Source organism: Prolixibacter sp. DSM 2831 (assembly GCF_056493735.1).
Window position 1 is genome coordinate 1,809,746 of record NZ_CM151379.1, and the last position, 16,894, is coordinate 1,826,639.

Annotated in this window: 14 protein-coding genes; 7 read left to right on the plus strand and 7 right to left on the minus strand. The window is 43.9% G+C overall.

Annotation, left to right across the window (positions count from 1 at the left end; translation table 11 throughout):
• The first annotated feature begins 48 nt into the window (after positions 1-48).
• The 3 genes from argS (at position 49) to AC060N_RS07220 (ending at position 5,891) form a co-directional block, all read left to right on the plus strand.
• The gene (gene argS, locus AC060N_RS07210) at positions 49-1,839 is read left to right on the plus strand and encodes an arginine--tRNA ligase (protein WP_106543749.1); all 1,791 of its coding nucleotides are present in this window, start codon (positions 49-51) and stop codon (positions 1,837-1,839) included.
• Positions 1,840-1,977: 138 nt separating this feature from the next.
• Positions 1,978-2,268 (plus strand): PQ-loop domain-containing transporter, encoded by a 291-nt coding sequence (locus AC060N_RS07215; RefSeq protein ID WP_106543748.1) that lies wholly within the window; start codon positions 1,978-1,980, stop codon positions 2,266-2,268.
• Positions 2,269-2,414: 146 nt separating this feature from the next.
• The gene (locus AC060N_RS07220; protein ID WP_479526498.1) at positions 2,415-5,891 is read left to right on the plus strand and encodes a PAS domain-containing hybrid sensor histidine kinase/response regulator; all 3,477 of its coding nucleotides are present in this window, start codon (positions 2,415-2,417) and stop codon (positions 5,889-5,891) included.
• Between the two features lie 61 nt (positions 5,892-5,952).
• Here the strand turns inward: AC060N_RS07220 and AC060N_RS07225 are convergent, their stop codons facing one another.
• Positions 5,953-8,586, minus strand: a complete 2,634-nt coding sequence (locus AC060N_RS07225) for a DUF5916 domain-containing protein (protein WP_479526499.1) — start codon at positions 8,584-8,586, stop codon at positions 5,953-5,955.
• A 283-nt stretch (positions 8,587-8,869) separates the two neighbouring features.
• Here AC060N_RS07225 and ffh point away from each other — a divergent pair, with 283 nt between their 5' ends.
• The 4 genes from ffh (at position 8,870) to AC060N_RS07245 (ending at position 12,628) form a co-directional block, all read left to right on the plus strand.
• Entirely contained in the window at positions 8,870-10,207 is a 1,338-nt protein-coding gene (gene ffh, locus AC060N_RS07230) for a signal recognition particle protein (protein ID WP_479526500.1), read from the plus strand.
• 27 nt (positions 10,208-10,234) lie between these two features.
• Complete coding sequence (gene folD / locus AC060N_RS07235; RefSeq protein WP_106543744.1) at positions 10,235-11,110, plus strand: bifunctional methylenetetrahydrofolate dehydrogenase/methenyltetrahydrofolate cyclohydrolase FolD; 876 nt, start codon at positions 10,235-10,237, stop codon at positions 11,108-11,110.
• Positions 11,111-11,281: 171 nt separating this feature from the next.
• Positions 11,282-12,100, plus strand: coding sequence for a M48 family metallopeptidase (locus tag AC060N_RS07240; RefSeq protein WP_479526501.1), 819 nt, complete (start codon positions 11,282-11,284; stop codon positions 12,098-12,100).
• A 153-nt stretch (positions 12,101-12,253) separates the two neighbouring features.
• Positions 12,254-12,628, plus strand: a complete 375-nt coding sequence (locus AC060N_RS07245; protein WP_463230154.1) for a DUF3276 family protein — start codon at positions 12,254-12,256, stop codon at positions 12,626-12,628.
• A gap of 105 nt (positions 12,629-12,733) precedes the next feature.
• Here the strand turns inward: AC060N_RS07245 and AC060N_RS07250 are convergent, their stop codons facing one another.
• From AC060N_RS07250 to nusB, 6 genes are read right to left on the minus strand one after another with little or no spacing between them, the layout of a single operon-like run.
• Positions 12,734-13,480 (minus strand): TerB family tellurite resistance protein, encoded by a 747-nt coding sequence (locus tag AC060N_RS07250; protein WP_463230156.1) that lies wholly within the window; start codon positions 13,478-13,480, stop codon positions 12,734-12,736.
• The gene (coaE, locus tag AC060N_RS07255) at positions 13,464-14,063 is read right to left on the minus strand and encodes a dephospho-CoA kinase (RefSeq protein WP_463230158.1); all 600 of its coding nucleotides are present in this window, start codon (positions 14,061-14,063) and stop codon (positions 13,464-13,466) included. The genes AC060N_RS07250 and coaE overlap by 17 nt, the downstream gene beginning before the upstream one ends.
• Positions 14,063-15,085, minus strand: coding sequence for a YbbR-like domain-containing protein (locus tag AC060N_RS07260; RefSeq protein ID WP_479526502.1), 1,023 nt, complete (start codon positions 15,083-15,085; stop codon positions 14,063-14,065). The genes coaE and AC060N_RS07260 overlap by 1 nt, the downstream gene beginning before the upstream one ends.
• Before the next feature lie 43 nt (positions 15,086-15,128).
• Positions 15,129-15,443 carry a preprotein translocase subunit YajC gene (yajC, locus tag AC060N_RS07265; protein ID WP_479526503.1) on the minus strand — a complete coding sequence of 105 codons (315 nt, stop codon included), beginning with the start codon at positions 15,441-15,443 and terminating at the stop codon, positions 15,129-15,131.
• Entirely contained in the window at positions 15,440-15,898 is a 459-nt protein-coding gene (locus tag AC060N_RS07270) for a DUF1573 domain-containing protein (RefSeq protein ID WP_479526504.1), read from the minus strand. Before AC060N_RS07270 ends, yajC begins: the two co-directional genes overlap by 4 nt.
• A gap of 6 nt (positions 15,899-15,904) precedes the next feature.
• A complete protein-coding gene (gene nusB, locus AC060N_RS07275) occupies positions 15,905-16,855 on the minus strand; it encodes a transcription antitermination factor NusB (protein ID WP_479526505.1) in 951 nt (316 codons plus the stop codon).
• Between the last annotated feature and the right edge of the window lie 39 nt (positions 16,856-16,894).

The window sequence follows — 16,894 nt, forward strand, 5'->3', positions numbered from 1 at the left end:
TTTTCTATCTTTGCGGTTCGAAAAACGGAATTGACAAATTACCCGGATATGGATATTGAAATCATCATCAGAGATAAAGTCGTTGAGGCGATTGAGAAACTTTACAGTCAGAAAGTAGATCCCGACCAGATACAAATTCAGAATACCCGTAAGGATTTTGAAGGCGATAAAACCGTTGTGGTTTTCCCTTTTCTTCGGTTTTCAAAGAAATCTCCTGAACAGACAGGCGAGGAGTTGGGAAATTTGTTGGCTGCGGAAGTGAGTGAAATTGCCGGTTTCAATGTTGTGAAAGGCTTTCTGAACCTGGTTATTGACGGTAGCTACTGGATTAATCAGCTCAATGAGGCGGCTGGAGATGAGCTGTACGGATTTTCTCCGGTTACCGACGAGTCGGAGTTGGTGATGATTGAGTATTCCTCGCCAAATACCAATAAACCATTGCATCTGGGACACATCCGTAACAATCTCCTTGGTTTCTCGATTAGCGAAATTATGAAGGCCAATGGAAACAAGGTAGTGAAAACCAACATTGTTAACGACCGTGGTATTCATATCTGCAAATCGATGTATGCCTGGAAGACGCTGGGAAATGGTGAAACACCGGCTTCATCGGGAAAAAAAGGTGATCACCTGGTAGGAGAATACTATGTGAAATTCGACCAGTTATATAAAAAGGAAATTGCGGAGCTGGTTGCGGGTGGCATGTCGGAGGACGAGGCGAAGGACAAAGCGCCATCTATTCAGGCTGCTCGTGATATGCTTCGCAAGTGGGAAGCGAACGACCCGGAAATCCGTCAGCTGTGGGAAAATATGAACGGCTGGGTTTACCAGGGATTCGACGAGACTTACAAACTGTTGGGTGTTGATTTTGACAAAATATATTACGAATCGGATACTTACCTGATTGGTCGTGATGAAGTAGTACGCGGCTTGGACGAAGGATATTTTTATCGTCGCGAAGATGGTTCGGTATGGGCAGATTTATCGGCCGAAGGCTTGGACGAAAAAATTCTGTTGCGCTCCGACGGTACATCGGTTTACATGACCCAGGATATCGGTACCGCCAAAATGCGTTACCAGGATTACGATATCAATCACATGATTTATGTGGTTGGGAACGAGCAGAATTATCACTTCCAGGTATTGGCGATTTTGTTAGATAAGCTGGGATATGAGTGGGGTAAAGACCTGTATCACTTCTCCTACGGAATGGTCGAGCTTCCTCACGGGAAAATGAAATCGCGCGAAGGAACTGTAGTAGATGCCGACGACCTGGTAGAAGAGATGATAGACGTTGCACGTAAAGTATCGGAAGAGCTGGGCAAGCTGGACGGCTATTCGGAAGAAGAGAAAAAGAACATTTACCGGATTGTAGCGCTCGGCGCGTTAAAGTACTTCATCCTGAAGGTTGATCCGCGTAAAAATATGCTCTTCAATCCTGAGGAATCCATCGATTTTAACGGCAATACCGGTCCTTTCATTCAATATACATATGCACGAATTCAGAGTGTATTGCGCAAAGCCGTCGATTCAGGAATCGATATTCCGATGGTAGCACCGTCCATAAATTGCAATGCCAAGGAAATTGAGCTGGTAAAAGCAGTTAACCGTTTCCAGTTTGTTGTTAAGGAAGCCGGCGATAACCATAGTCCTGCGATTGTCGCCAACTACGTTTATGATTTGGTGAAGGAGTTCAACCAGTTTTATCACGATTACAGTATCATGAATGAACCCGACGAGACGGTGCGTTCCTTCCGGTTGGTGCTGGCCCGAACCGTCGGTCAGACCATTAAGAATGGTTTCTCACTCTTGGGAATCGAAGTTCCTGAACGGATGTAAAGAACTTTGTAACATAGACTCAACCCCGATTATCTTCTGATTTTCGGGGTTTATTTTTGTCTGCCTGTTGAGCCTAATTGGTCAGAACGATTGCCGCATCGAAAAATTTTTACCTTTAGCGAAGAAAAAATTTGACATATGAATCCATTTGAATTCCTGGGTTGGTTCGGAAACATCATTCTGAGTATCGGCGTTATTCCCCAAGTCATTCAAACATGGCGCACACACGATGTCTCCAGTTTTAACTGGCCATTTCTACTGATGTGGGCTTTTGGTGTGTTATTCACGTTTGTATATATCGCGCAAGGCGATATGGTTCGTGGTTCGTTTCAATGGCCACTTTGGCTCAATTATATAGTTAACATATTAGCAACCTTCTATTTAGTTTATGCTAAATATAAATATGGAAAAACGGTGACAACTAAATAAGCATTTTGCTGCGTAGGCGGTAAAATATTTGTAGCAATCTTTACGTTACATATAGTAAGATTTGGTGAATGTTCATTTCATCAATGGACAAGAGGGGACGCTGAACTAACTACAAACTTTTTTTACGCAATTAGCATGTTGCTGTTATGGAGAGGATTGCCGTTTTTCATATAGATACTACCATTGTTTCGAAGATACTGGATGCTGTTTCGGAATGTTCCGGGTTCAGTGCCGTGTTTTTGAATGATAAAGCCTCTTTTGCTCAGGATATTCATCGTATCAACCCGAATCTTTTCATCACAGGTATCGATGATTTTAAGGATATGGCGGAAGAGTCAGCTATGCGTGATATCCTGTATTCCGGAAAGTTCAAGGTTGTCCTAATCGACAATTCCGGAAACAACGATCTTTCTGAACTTCCTGAATTTGTATCCGTCATCTCTGATGAGTTCAATCCAAACAGCATGCGGATTTTGCTCAAAGAAATGGTGAGCGAATGCAAGCGGGAAATCCAAACCAGCGAGCATCTCGATTGGGTTATCCAACATATTCCAACAGCCATTTTCTGGAAAGATGCCCGTTTGAAGTACATGGGGTGCAACAAAACTTTCGCTAGTGATAGAGGATTGAATAACCTAGATCAGGTGATTGGTCTGACCGATTTTGATTTGTTCTCATCCGATGAAGCTGCCAGCAATATTGCCAGAGATCGGGAAGTGCTTGCTACCGGTCAATCCATGATAAACTATGTGGAAGCCATCCCGAACCGGGATGGGAAAACGGAATGGTTGCGGAAAAGCAAGATTCCCATGCGCAATGAAAAAGGCGACATCATCGGCATTTTGGGAATGTATGAGAAAATCACCGATCAGAAACTGGCAGAGGCGGAATTGAAAAAGGAGGAGGAGTTCCTCCAGACGCTGATGGATAATATTCCTGACACGATATACTTTAAAAATACAAAGTCGGAATTCACCCGTATTAATCAAGCACAGGCCAACCTGCTCGGAATAGTGACTCCTGAAGAAGCCATTGGTAAAACAGATGTCGACTATTTTGATAAACGGCATGCCCGACAGGCCTTAACCGATGAGCAGGAGTTGTTCTCTAAAGGCATTCCGCTTGTCAATCAGGTGGAAAAGATTGTAACGGCAAAAGGCTTGAAGTATGTTACGGCCACTAAAATACCAATTCGCAATCAGGCGGATAGAATTATTGGCCTCGTTGGAATATCCCGGGACGTAACCAGGGAGCAGGAATATGAGGAGAAATTGCGTCAGCAACAGGAACTGGTTGACACATTCCTGAAAAACAGTCCCGATATTATTTATTACAAGGATAGAAAAGCCAGGTATACCCGTATAAACGAGGCGCATGCCAGGCTTATGAGATTGAAAAAGCCGGAAGATGCCATAGGAAAGACTGATTTCGAGTTTCATGATCGCGAATTTGCAGAGCAATCTTATCAGGATGATATGAATTTGATGAGAACCGGAGAGGCAATTGTGGACAAACTTCAGGAATTTGTGGATGCATACGGTGAACTTCGGTACGTGACAACAACCAAAATTCCGATTAGAGAGAAGAATGGACGAGTTATTGGTTTGGTTGGCGTTTCGCGGGATTATTCCGAAAGGAAACAAATGGAAGATCGGTTAGAGCATGAGCGTCAGTTGTTAAGAATTCTGATGGATAGTGTGCCCGACGGTATCTATTTTAAAGATGCAGAATCGCGGTTTACCCGGATCAACAAGGCAATGGGCCAATTGCTTGGAGTTGAAAACGCAGAAGAGGCGATTGGAAAGACAAAATCTGACTTTTTCCGGGATGAAGAGATTTGGCAGATTAATCTCGATGAGAAGGAGCTGCTAAAGAGTGGAAAGCCGATCATTAATAAACCGGAAAAGCTGACGCTAACTGATGGAACCGTTCGTTGGATGTCGGCTACGAAAATGCCTGTTCGTGATGTTGAGGGCAACATCATCGGTTTGGTCGGTATTTCAAGAGATAACACAATTGAAGTTGAGGCTAAAAAGCATCTGGAAATAGCCAAAAATAAAGCGGAGGAGGCGAACCGGGCCAAGAGCCTGTTTTTGGCCAATATGTCGCATGAGATTCGCACGCCGATGAACGGAGTAATCGGAATGGCGGATATTCTGAGAAAGACAAAACTCAATGAAGAGCAAACAGAATATCTCGACGTAATTACCAAATCGGGAAATAACCTGTTGGCTATTATTAACGACATTCTCGATTTCTCGAAAATTGAGTCCGGGCGGATGGAGTTGGAATCGACACCCATCAATATTCGCAAGATAGTAGAGGATGTGGCTGACGTGTTGATTATAAAGTCGAATAACAAAGGGCTCGACCTTGTAACCTATATCGACGCGGCAATTCCTGACACGGTGCTTGGCGATCCGGTGCGGTTACGGCAGGTGCTTATTAACCTGGCCAATAATGCTATTAAATTTACCAAGAGCGGCGAGGTGTTTATTTCAGCGGAATTGCAGAAGGTTAATTCTGAGGCTGAAGTATTATTTAAGGTAAAAGATACCGGAATTGGAATTCCGAAAGAGGCACAGGAAAAGTTGTTTGACTCGTTTACGCAAGTCGATTCTTCAACCACCCGAAGGTATGGAGGTACCGGCCTGGGACTGGCTATTTCCAAACGACTGAGCGAACAGATGGGTGGAGAAATCGGTTTGGAAAGCGAAGTCAATCAGGGTTCCGTCTTTTGGTTTACCGCGAAGTTTGAAAAAGCAGCGGCGGGAGCAGTCAGTGACCAGCCAAAAGAAGTGATTGAGTTGGAAAATGTAAAGGTGTTGATTGTCGACGATAATCGGACCAACCGGTTAATCTTCTCAAAATATTTAGAGACCTGGGATTGTTCTTCGGATGAAGCTTCGAGTGGTATGGACGCTTTGAAGAAATTGAAGAAGGCAGCCTCAAAAGGACAGCCTTACGATATAGCTTTGGTTGATTTCCAGATGAGCGAGATGGATGGACTAGACTTCGCCAGCCGTGTGAAAAAGGACCCGGATATTGCTTCAACTAAACTAATATTACTGTCATCTGTTTCCGATATTTTGCCGAGGGGACAAGTTCAAAGTGCTGGTTTTGAGTATTATTTGAATAAGCCGATAAAACTCGATCAGTTACTTAATATCATGGCTAAAGTAACTGGTAAGCAGTTACCTGAGTCATATACTGACGCCACTCGTACGAAGAATCAAGGAATTAACGGAAAGAAAAGAAATCTGAAAGTTCTGGTTGCCGAGGATAATGTGATTAATCAGAAGGTCGCCATGTTGACACTAAAGTGTGTGTCTGACTCCATTGATCTGGCCAAAGACGGAGAAGAAGCATGGCGAATGTACCGCGATAACGAGTATGACTTGATAATGATGGACATCCAGATGCCGCAACTGAACGGTTATGAGGTAACGAAGATGATACGGAAAGAGGAGGAGCAGAATGGAAAACCGGTAAAGATTGTTGCCATGACCGCAAACGCACTTCAGGAAGATATTGACTTGTGTTTGAGTATCGGGATGGACGGTTATTTGAGCAAGCCGTTTAAGGCGGAAGATGTAATTGAAACGGTGGACAAACTCTTTTAAGGTTAATAAATAGTTTATGAAGGAAAATCCCCGCACTAAAATTGAGGCGGGGATTTTTTCATTAGTGTAATCCGATACGGTACGAGAATTTGACTAAGAAAATATTGTACGGTTGGTTGCCGTTAAACAAGTTATCGAAACTCCTGTCCAAATTAAAATCACCAAAACTGTCTGAATAATCTCTTGATTGAGACCATACCAGGTAAACGGTGGAACCCGGAGTGTATTCCCATCGCACTACGAGATTGGAAAGAAATTCGTTGAAGTTAAAGTTGGGTTGCTCGAAAGAATAGTCGGTGGTTCCATCCTGATTTTCGTCGATGTAGTACATCTCCTCAGAGTCGTTGTAAGTCAACTGATTTGGAGAATAGAGCTGGAACCTGTCGGAGAATCGATCGGCTTTGGGATCAGCAATCATTTTAAACGCGTTATATTTTCCAGAAGCGAAGAATGGTTGTCCCCAATACTGAATGGTCAGGTCGGGCGTCAGGTTGATATTAACCCGCATCGAAAAACTCAATACTTTTTGGTCGAGATGTGCCATGAGGTAGCGATTATCTCCGTTTATGGAATATTCATCCACATACTGCAGCTCTCTTTTCTGTTTGTAAAGCGATGGCTCCAGACTGAAATTGAGTGTGTTGTTTGGTCTGTATTCAATTTCAGGGGAATACGAGCATGAGGTGCGACTGTTGTATTTGTTCCAGTTGTTGCTTCCGAAGTAGGATAGTTTCAGTTTCTTGCGTTCGTCGGTCTCAATTCCGTACCAGATATTCATTCCTCCGGGAACAATCATGCCCGGACCTCCCCGCAGAATGTAATTGTCTACTTCATCGCTATCGAAATTGATTCCTGAATGAAATGACCAATAGTTTTTAAACTCAATATAGCCATTAACATTTCCGCCCGAATTGAGGTATTGTCCGCTGAAATCCCATACATTCCATTGGTTCAGGTTCAAATTGGCTTTCCGCATAATTCCTTTGGGCTCGTTAAACCGATAACCCATCCAGAAAACCTGGAAAATCTGGTCAGTGGAGCGAAGGTAGCCTACATCGTTCAGTTCAAGTCCCGGTGATTTGGCCATAGCTGCTAACAGAAACTTCAGGTTACCACCGATTTTTCCAAATTGAACATTCCCTCCAAATCCAGAAAGACTGGTTCTGGTACTATCTAAATGAATATGTGTGGCGTCCGGTCGCTGGTAATAATGTCTCGAAGAGGTTTGGGTTTCCAATAGAGCCTCTTTCGTTCCCTCTACTTTGCTGAAAGCTCCGTGAACTGAGAGTAGATAATTTTTGTCGTTAAAATATTGTGTGAAGTCGAGTCCTCCGGTCGTTGCTGAACGATGGAGGTAGTCTTTCAAAACATTATCGAGTTGGCGGGAAGTATTGGTGACCATACCACCGATCAGGGTATTTCCTTTGTTTAGGTCTTTCTGCAAACGACCGACGAAATAATTGGTCAATGGTTCTACGGTCTGCGTTCTTTGTTCGCCTTCGTATGCAATTTTTGCTTTTTCTTCGGCAGCAACACTTTCAATAACTCCAACCGACCAACCTGATTCTGTCTTTCCGGTTAATTTGGCAGCTCCAATAATTGAGGTGTTTTTTGGGCTGTCGATGTATTCGTTGTCTCGCAGGTCCGGTTCATATTGAGGCCTGCGTCCTATTCGGCGCGAGTAAAACAGGTTCTCGGTAGAAAGGTCGCCGTCACCAAATCCTAACGGGAAACTGGTGATGCTTTTTCCTTCGATGAAAAAGGGGCGCTTTTCGCGGAAGAAAGTTTCGAACGCCGTTAAATTGACCTCTGATGGATCAGCTTCTACCTGTCCAAAATCAGGATTGATGGTGAAGTCGAGTGTCAGGTTATTGGTTACGCCAATCTTTCCGTCAAGGCCGGCATTCAACCGGTTTTTGTGGCCGGTCGAAAATGGATTACCCTCTTCTTTCGGGTACGATTCTACTCCGGCCACCACGTAGGGAGTCAGGTCGAGCTGTTTCTTCGGTTTAATATCGTTCAAGCCGCCCAGTTCTCCATAGAGATGAACAAAGCCGGGAGCATTACGCGCGATAGGTTGCCAGAAATCGGTTTCGGCATAACGATAGATGTAGCGAACAACTTCCAGTCCCCAAACAGTGGAGGAGTTCTTATTAAATCGTAACTGCGTAAAGGGGATCTTCATTTCAGCACTCCATCCCCATGAAGTCATGCTTGTCTTTACATACCAAATCGGGTCCCAGGTGTCATCTTCATTGTCGCCGTCATTGGTCATGATCGCATCGTCTTTGACTCCTGAAGCAGTTACAATGAAATTGAAGGCTGTGCGGCGGTCGTGGTAACTGTCAAACGAGATTCCAACGTAATCGCCATCCAGATTGTCCCGCCGACTCATTCTTCTGACGATGCTGTCGGGGGCAGTGTCGAAAGCTTTTATCCCGACGTAAATAAAATTATCGTCGTACATAATTTTGAAAGTCGTATTCTGGCGGGGAGCTTTCCCTTCGTATGGTTCTCTTTGCGTAAAGCTGTCTTCCCACTGTCCCGATTGCCAGGCTGCTTCTGACAGATTTCCATCGATGGTGAGCGGCGACTGAAGTCTGGTGGCGTTGTAGCGTTTCTTCTGAACGTCCTGTCCGAATACGTTACTCGCTATAATGAGAAAAAATATGAATAGAAAAAACGGTTTTTTCATGGTTTGAAATTCGCAGATTAGCTTTCATCTTAAAAGGACGCCGAAAAAGATGTTTCGTTACACGTTTGTCTGAATTATTGTTTGCTTATTTCTAAAGTGTGTTGGTTAGTATCTTGATGAGTAGTGTATTACATGAGTTTGGCGGCGGGGCTATTGATGACAAATTGGTATGGATGAGTTACCAATTGCCAGCCATATGAAAGGGCATAGCTGAGCAATTTTATATTTTCCTAATTCTGCCAATTCATTATCTTTGTACGCACTCAAAAAAACGGGAATACAAATGTTTGAAAATCTTACCGACAGGTTAGAGAAATCGTTTAAACTGCTCAAAGGTTCGGGGCAGATTACCGAGATAAATGTTGCCGAAACATTAAAGGATGTTCGTCGTGCACTGCTTGACGCCGACGTAAACTTCAAAATAGCCAAAGATTTTACCAATCGTGTGAAGGATAAAGCCATCGGGCAGAAAGTGCTCGAGTCGGTGAAGCCGGGACAGATGATGGTAAAAATCGTTCACGACGAGTTGGCGGAACTGATGGGAGGCGAGACGGTTGATATTTCGTTAACGAAATCGCCGTCAGTGATTCTGATGTCAGGTTTGCAGGGATCAGGTAAAACTACCTTTTCCGGAAAGCTGGCCAATCGTTTAAAATCGAAGCAGAAGAAGAATCCGTTGTTGGTTGCCTGCGACATTTATCGTCCGGCTGCAATCGAGCAGTTGAAGTTAGTTGGCGAATCAATTGAGGTTCCGGTTTATACGGAAGAAGGTGTTAAAGACCCGGTAAAAATTGCCAAAAACGCGATTAAGAAAGCAAAAGCAGAAGGCAATGATGTGGTCATTATCGATACCGCCGGTCGTTTGGCCATCGATGAGCAGATGATGCAGGAAATCGAAGCCATTAAAAAGGCTATCGATCCTGATGAAACGCTTTTTGTGGTTGACTCGATGACCGGTCAGGACGCTGTGAATACAGCCAAAGAGTTTAACGAACGACTCGATTTCGATGGAGTTATCCTGACCAAACTCGATGGTGATACCCGTGGTGGTGCTGCGCTTTCGATTCGTACGGTAGTTAAGAAGCCCATCAAATTTGTGGGTACCGGCGAAAAAATGGATGCCATCGATGTATTTCACCCCAGTCGTATGTCTGACCGGATTCTCGGGATGGGTGATATCGTTTCGTTGGTGGAGCGTGCCCAGGAGCAATTCGATGAAGAGGAAGCCCGCAAATTGCAGAAGAAACTGGCGAAGAACCAGTTCAACTTCAACGATTTCCTGACGCAGATTCAGCAAATCAAAAAGATGGGTAACCTGAAGGATTTGGCTGCGATGATTCCGGGAATGCGCAAAGCTTTGAATAATATTGACTTGGAAGACGATGCCTTCAAGCACATCGAAGCCATTATCTATTCCATGACACCTGATGAGCGTGACAATCCGGCTTTGATTGATGGTTCCCGTCGTAAGCGTATCGCTACCGGTTCAGGAACGAACATTCAGGAAGTAAACCGTTTGATCAAGCAATTCGGGGAAACCCGGAAAATGATGAAGATGGTTTCGCAGGGCGGAAATGTGCGTAATATGGCTGCTAAAGCGCAACGCGGAAAAAGAAGATAAGCTAAATCATCAAAATAAATATCTTCAATGATTTTACTGGACGGAAAGAAGACATCGGCCGAATTAAAAGCCGAAATTGCTGACGAAGTAAAGCTGCTGAAAAGCAACGGTAAAAAAGCACCCCACCTGGCGGCTGTACTTGTGGGCCACGACGGTGGAAGCGAATCGTACGTAGCTTTCAAAATGAAGGATTGCGCCGAGGTCGGTTTCAAATCGAGCCTGGTTCGTTTTGAAGACGACGTGACCGAAGAAGAGTTGCTGGCTAAAGTGGACGAGTTGAATAATGATGACGATGTGGACGGATTCATCGTTCAGTTGCCCTTGCCCAAACACATTTCCGAACAGAAAATTATCGAAGCGATTGACCCGAAGAAAGATGTTGACGGCTTTCATCCGATTAACGTAGGGCGAATGGTTATCGGTCTGCCTTGCTTTGTTTCGGCTACGCCGGACGGTATCGTGGATTTGTTGAAGCGCTATAATATTGAAACGTCAGGTAAGAATTGTGTTGTGGTTGGACGAAGCAACATTGTCGGCCGCCCGTTGAGTGTACTGATGTCTCAGAAAGCGATAAATGCTACGGTAACCGTTGCTCACAGTCGCACCAAGAACCTGAAAGAGTTGTGTGCCAGTGCCGATATTCTGATTGCAGCGCTCGGTTCGCCTGAGTTCATTAAAGGTGACATGGTGAAAGAAGGAGCGGTTGTTATCGACGTAGGAACCACACGTGTAAAATCGGATAAGACCAAATCGGGCTTTAAGCTGAAAGGCGATGTGGCCTTCGATGAAGTAGCTGAAAAATGTTCTTACATTACGCCTGTTCCCGGAGGTGTTGGCCCGATGACCCGAGTATCATTATTGAAAAATACCTTGTTGGCTGCGAAAGGTGAGATTTATTCGTAGCGTACTTTGAAATAAAAATATTGACTTTAAGAGCTGTCTGTCTGGCAGCTCTTTTTTTAGCTCTTCACGGTAGTTTAATCCGTTATAGATGAACCGGAACTGAGTTGAAAACGTTTTCTAAACTGAAAATATTCACTGCTTAATATAAACCGTAGTATGAAAATGACACCAATGAAAATTAGCCGAATTCAGGTTAGGTTATCCTGGATTTTCTCCCTTTTTTTGTTTGCTGCCTGTGCAACCGTTCCGTTAACCGGAAGACAACAGCTGAACCTGGTTCCCGAGTCTGAGATGTTGTCGATGAGTCTGACACAGTATGATGACTTCCTGAAAAGTAATCAATTATCGGACAATCAGCAGGAAACTGCAATGGTGCAACGGGTCGGAAAGCGGATCGCTGCGGCGGTCGACCAATATTTGAAAGACAATGGCCTGGGAGATCGAGTGAAAGACTTTAACTGGGAGTTTAATCTGGTGAAAGATTCGGTAGCCAACGCGTGGTGTATGCCCGGCGGTAAAGTGGTGGTTTATACAGGAATATTACCAATTACCAAAAATGAAAATGGTTTGGCTGTTGTGATGGGACACGAAATTGCCCATGCGGTTGCGCGCCATGGTAACGAACGGATGAGCCAGGAGATGTTGGTTCAACTGGGCGGAATGGGATTGGCAGCAGCCATCGATCAGAAGCCGGAAGAGACCAAGAAAATATATATGACTGCTTATGGCATCGGTGCGCAGGTGGGAGCTATCCTTCCGTATTCGAGGAGTCACGAGCTGGAAGCGGATAAAATGGGGTTGATGTTTATGGCCATGGCCGGCTACGATCCGAGAGGAGCCGTTGATTTTTGGACGCGGATGGAGGCGAACGGAGGAAGTAGTATGCCCGAATTCCTTAGTACACATCCGGTTGATTCGCATCGGATTGCTCAAATAAAACAGGATTTACCTGAGGCTTTAAAATATTACCAGCAGGCGAAGGATAATTAGCCTTTACTATCCATATTCGTTATAAATATTGCATTTTCTGTTTTACAACCTATTATTTGGTGTACATAATATGTTCTCTTTTAAGCTTTTTTAATTCTTTTTTATAATTTTGAAAAGATTCGAACAATACACAGAAAATTAAAATTTTCGAATATGGAAGGTATTGATAAAAAGGATGGAACTGATAATCACGGCAAAGGTGATAAGAAGTTCCGTGAAGAGGTTTATTCGAAAGCTGTAAGAGCTGGAAAAAGAACGTACTTTTTTGATGTAAAAATGACTCGTAAGGACGAGTACTATTTAACCATCACGGAAAGTAAGAAAAAGTTTGATCAAGATGGAAAGTACCATTTCGAAAAACACAAAATCTTCCTGTACAAAGAGGATTTCGACAAATTTTCGGATGGACTTACAGAGATTATCGATTACATTCAGGAACGTCAGCCTTATGAACCTCGTGAAACCGAGGAAAAGGATGTGCTAAAAGAGTACTCTGACGTTGAGTTCGAAGATTTAGCATCAAGCTAACAAAAGCGGTTACGAGAATAGAAGAACAGCCGCTGAAACGCTTCAGCGGCTGTTCTCGTTCTGGTAATATTTTCATAAGGTACTGAACCGGTAGCCTAACTAATCCTAAACCATTTTTCTTTCCTGCCGGATAGCCTCGTAGGCTTCGTTAACCTTTTGAAATTTTTCTTTAGCGGCTTTCTGAACATCTTCTCCGAGGTAGCTAACTTTATCGGGGTGATACTTTACAGCCATTTTGCGGTAGGCTTTCTTGATTTCTTCCTCGGTGGCTGTTGAAGATATCTCCAGAACCTGGTATGCCCAATCGGTACTGGGAATGAACATCGATTCGATGGAATTGTAATCGGCATCGGACACTCCCAGGAAGTAGGCAATGTTTTTCACCAGGACTTTTTCCCGCGGATCAATCTCGCGGTCTGCAGCTGCAATGCCAAACAAAAAGTGTATCAGCTGTAACCGCGAAGAGTAGTCCATGTACCGTTTGATCTGGTGGCATACTTCCGCAACCGGTATGTTTTGTTCCAGTAATCCTTTGAGCGATTTCACTGCTTCGGTAGCGGTTTCAACGCCAAAGTTTTGCTTGAAGAAGCTTTTTACGTAATCCAACTCTGAACGAAGCACTTTGCCGTCGGCTTTCAGAACGGCTGCGACCAGCACCAGCAGGCTAACCATGTAGTCTCCCTGCGTGGTTGGTTTGCGTTGTTGTGTCTGGTCGTACGGATGCTGGTATTGATTGATATTTACATCAGCGCTGTCGATTACCGAGCCGATAATAAAACCGATTAATCCTCCGATAGGGCCAAGGACCGTCCATCCCAGGCCGCCGCCAATCCATTTAGCGAATTTTCCCATTGTTCTTAAAACGTTTATCCAATTCAACAACCTGTGGTATCACCAGGTTCGAGTTGTTGTTCTCAATAATGTAGTCGGCCAGTTTTCTCTTTTCTTCTTCCGGCCACTGATTCTGAATTCTGTTTTTTACTTGCTCGTAAGTTAGTTTGTCACGACTAACTACCCGCGCGATGCGTGTTTTTTCGGGAGCTGTAACGAGGATAATTTCCTCCATGTCTTTGTAAAAGCCACTTTCAAATAAAATGGCGGCTTCGTAAATAATGTAAGGGGCACGACCATTAACCGTCAGCCAATGCTCATAATGTGCGTGTACGACCGGGTGGACAAGCTCGTTCACTTCCTTTAATAACGACTTATCGGAAAAGATAAACCCGGCTAACTTTTTCCGGTCCAGTTTTCCGTTTTCGAAATAGATAGAAGGACCAAACAGGTTGATGAGGCCTTTTTTAATATCCTGGTTTTCGTCCTGTAGTTTTTTGGCTTCTGCATCGGCTTCATAAACAGGCGCACCCAACAAACGAAAAATCCCGCAAATAGTGGACTTCCCGCTGCCTATCCCGCCGGTTACTCCAATTTGCTTCATTAGTTGTTGTTTTTCTTTTCCAGGATAAATTCAACGTCCTTAGGATAGTAATCGTACGAAATAATATTCTGGGGATGTTTTTCCATCGTTACCGGGAGTTTTTGACGCGAAGTGCTGATGCTGTCATAATCGATGGAAGGCTGGAAACTATCAGCACTGATTTGGTCGTATTGGCTCAATCCCACCTTGTACGATACCTTGATGGAAGAAGGAAAAGCCTTCAGATCGACGCTGTCGGGAACATGCTTGATGACGAGCGGAATTTCGCGGGTTCCTTCGGTAATTTGTTCTACCGGAATATTCAGTACCACGCGGCGGGGCGTGAACTGTAATTCGTTATTTGCGGCGATTGAAACATTTCGCTGAATGCTGTGTGAAAGATTTTTGTATTCTTGTTTCCGGGTCGATACAAATTTTAATGTATCCAAAACATCCTCGGGGCCTCTAACTACTACCGAGTCGGGTGTGGTGTAGGGAGATTGTTTCAGCATGTACTGGTTCAGCAGGGTGACATTAACTTCCGGTTTGACCAGAAACTTTCGTTCAACAATCGGGTCAAAATTAAAATAGAGGCTGTCCGGGTAAATGTTCAGTACCTGGATTTCGTTACTAATCTGATTAACAATCATGCTCCGGTTGGCTTCGGTGGAAGCTGAAAAACCAAAGTGATTATTTTCTGAAACTTTGTGCTTGGTCTTCAGTTCACTCACATTGATTAAAATGGGAGAGAAAGATAACCTGAGTTTGTGACGCAACAAGGTGAAGCCGTAAGCATTTACAGTACATTCCAATCGTTGCGGAAGTGGTTGAGATAACTTTTGATCGGTAGGAAGATCGATATATTTTACCGGAAAGGAGATACGGGCCGTGTAATTCTTGCTGAGGTTATTCAGGGTCCAGAAGAAGGACGAAATCAGAAAGCAGATGAGAAATATAAACAATTTGCCGTCGCGGCGAAGCGGATGTTCGTCACGGAAAAATCTTTTGATTTTATATATCCTTGTTCGTATTTCTCTAATCACGGCCAACTAAAATTTAAAAAAGGCTGGAAGAACCAGCCTTTTATCATTTTTGCTGCGGTGCGTCGCTGATGTCTTTTAGTACAACACTCTTGTCTACTTTTACCTTCACGTTAGGGGCAATTTCGAGGAAGATAATGCTGTCTTTAATTTCAACAATCCGTCCATACAATCCGCCGGTAGTTACTACCTTATCGCCTTTTTGTAGCGAAGAACGGAAATTTCGTAGTTCTTTCTGACGTTTCATCTGGGGTCTGATCATGAAGAAATAGAAAACGACCATAATCAATACCAGGGGAAGAAAGGTCATCAATGGGTTGGTTTGCTGTTGTGCAATAACAAAGAGTAAGTTGTTCATCATTTCGTATTTATCAGTTTTTCAAATTGTTCGTTCAATACATGCGCCGTAACGGCAATTTTCTTTTTCAACCCGCTGCGGGTCTCAATCTCGATGGTTTTGAATTGGTTTCCCCATTCTCCATCGGAGTTAAAGATAACTTCAATTGTGGATTTTTCTCCCGGTTGAACCGGTTTTTTCGGATATAAAATTTCCAAACATCCGCATTCGTTATCTATTTTCGAGATGGTAAGCGGCTTACCACCTGCATTTTCAAAACGGAAGGAAAAAGAGACGACCTCTCCTGCCTTCAGGGTACCAAAATTATGGATTTCGTCGTGAAACTCAAATTTGGCCGGTCCCTTTTGATGTACCGCTATTGTATCTTTCGGTGTACTATCCCTCTGACCTGGTTGGTTGTGACATCCCGCCAGGAACAGCAATGCAGAAATGTAAATGAAGATAGTAAAACGGCTCATCTATTTTTATTTTCCATCCAATAGTCCGCGACCGGCTTTCACAATACGGCCGTCTTCCTGGAAATCTTTGCTTATCCGGTCGAGTACACCATTAATAAAGGTTGAGCTACGTTTCGTACTGTAATATTTCGACAGTTCGATGTATTCGTTTAGCGTCACCTTAATCGGAATGGACGGGAAGTCGGTCAGCTCGGTGATGGCTAGTTCCAGGATAAGAATATCCATCAGTGCCACACGTTCCACATCCCAGTTTTTGGTGTAGGACTCGATGATTTTGTGATTCTCTTCGTGCTTCAGAATCGTTTTCCGGAACAGCTTAACGGTGTAATCCTTGTCTTCGTCATCTTTATAAAGAGAAAGCAGACGAAGCGTAGGGGAAGGATCCTGCTTTACCTTTTTCATGGTTTTGATGACCATGCTGATAACAAAATCCAAATCGTCGTTCCAGTATATGCTCTGTTCTTCCAGCTCGCTTTCGAAAAGATCGTTGTTGAGAACCAACTCCGCAAAGAAGCGTTCACAAAGCTTTTGGTCGGCCTGGATACTGCTCGTTTCGGCTGTGAGGTACTGCTTGTAAAACTCCGATTCTGCCAGTTCGAGGTAGAGTTTACGAACAAGCTCGGGATTGTTCTTCCAGCTAATCTTGTTGTCCTCGATGTATTTATTCAACGCTTCATTCTCTTTCAGCCGGTTGATAATCCGGTTGTCGATAAAGCGGGTGTTGGGGTGAAGATCATCCCACGACGGAATGTTTTTACGTTTTCCGGCGGTCTGTCGTTCTTCGGCAAAATCGCGAACTTCGATGAGCAGAGCAAACAGTAAGTGGTAAAGGTCGTATGTTTTACGGATGCTGAAGTTTAGTTCTGATTCTGATTGGTTAATGGTTTTTCCCGGTGTGGTAAAGTGGGCATACAGAATCTGCAATACTTTGGTGCGGATGATCCTACGGCTAATCATAATCGGGTAAGAACTTTCTTTTTATTAGATTTCCTATTG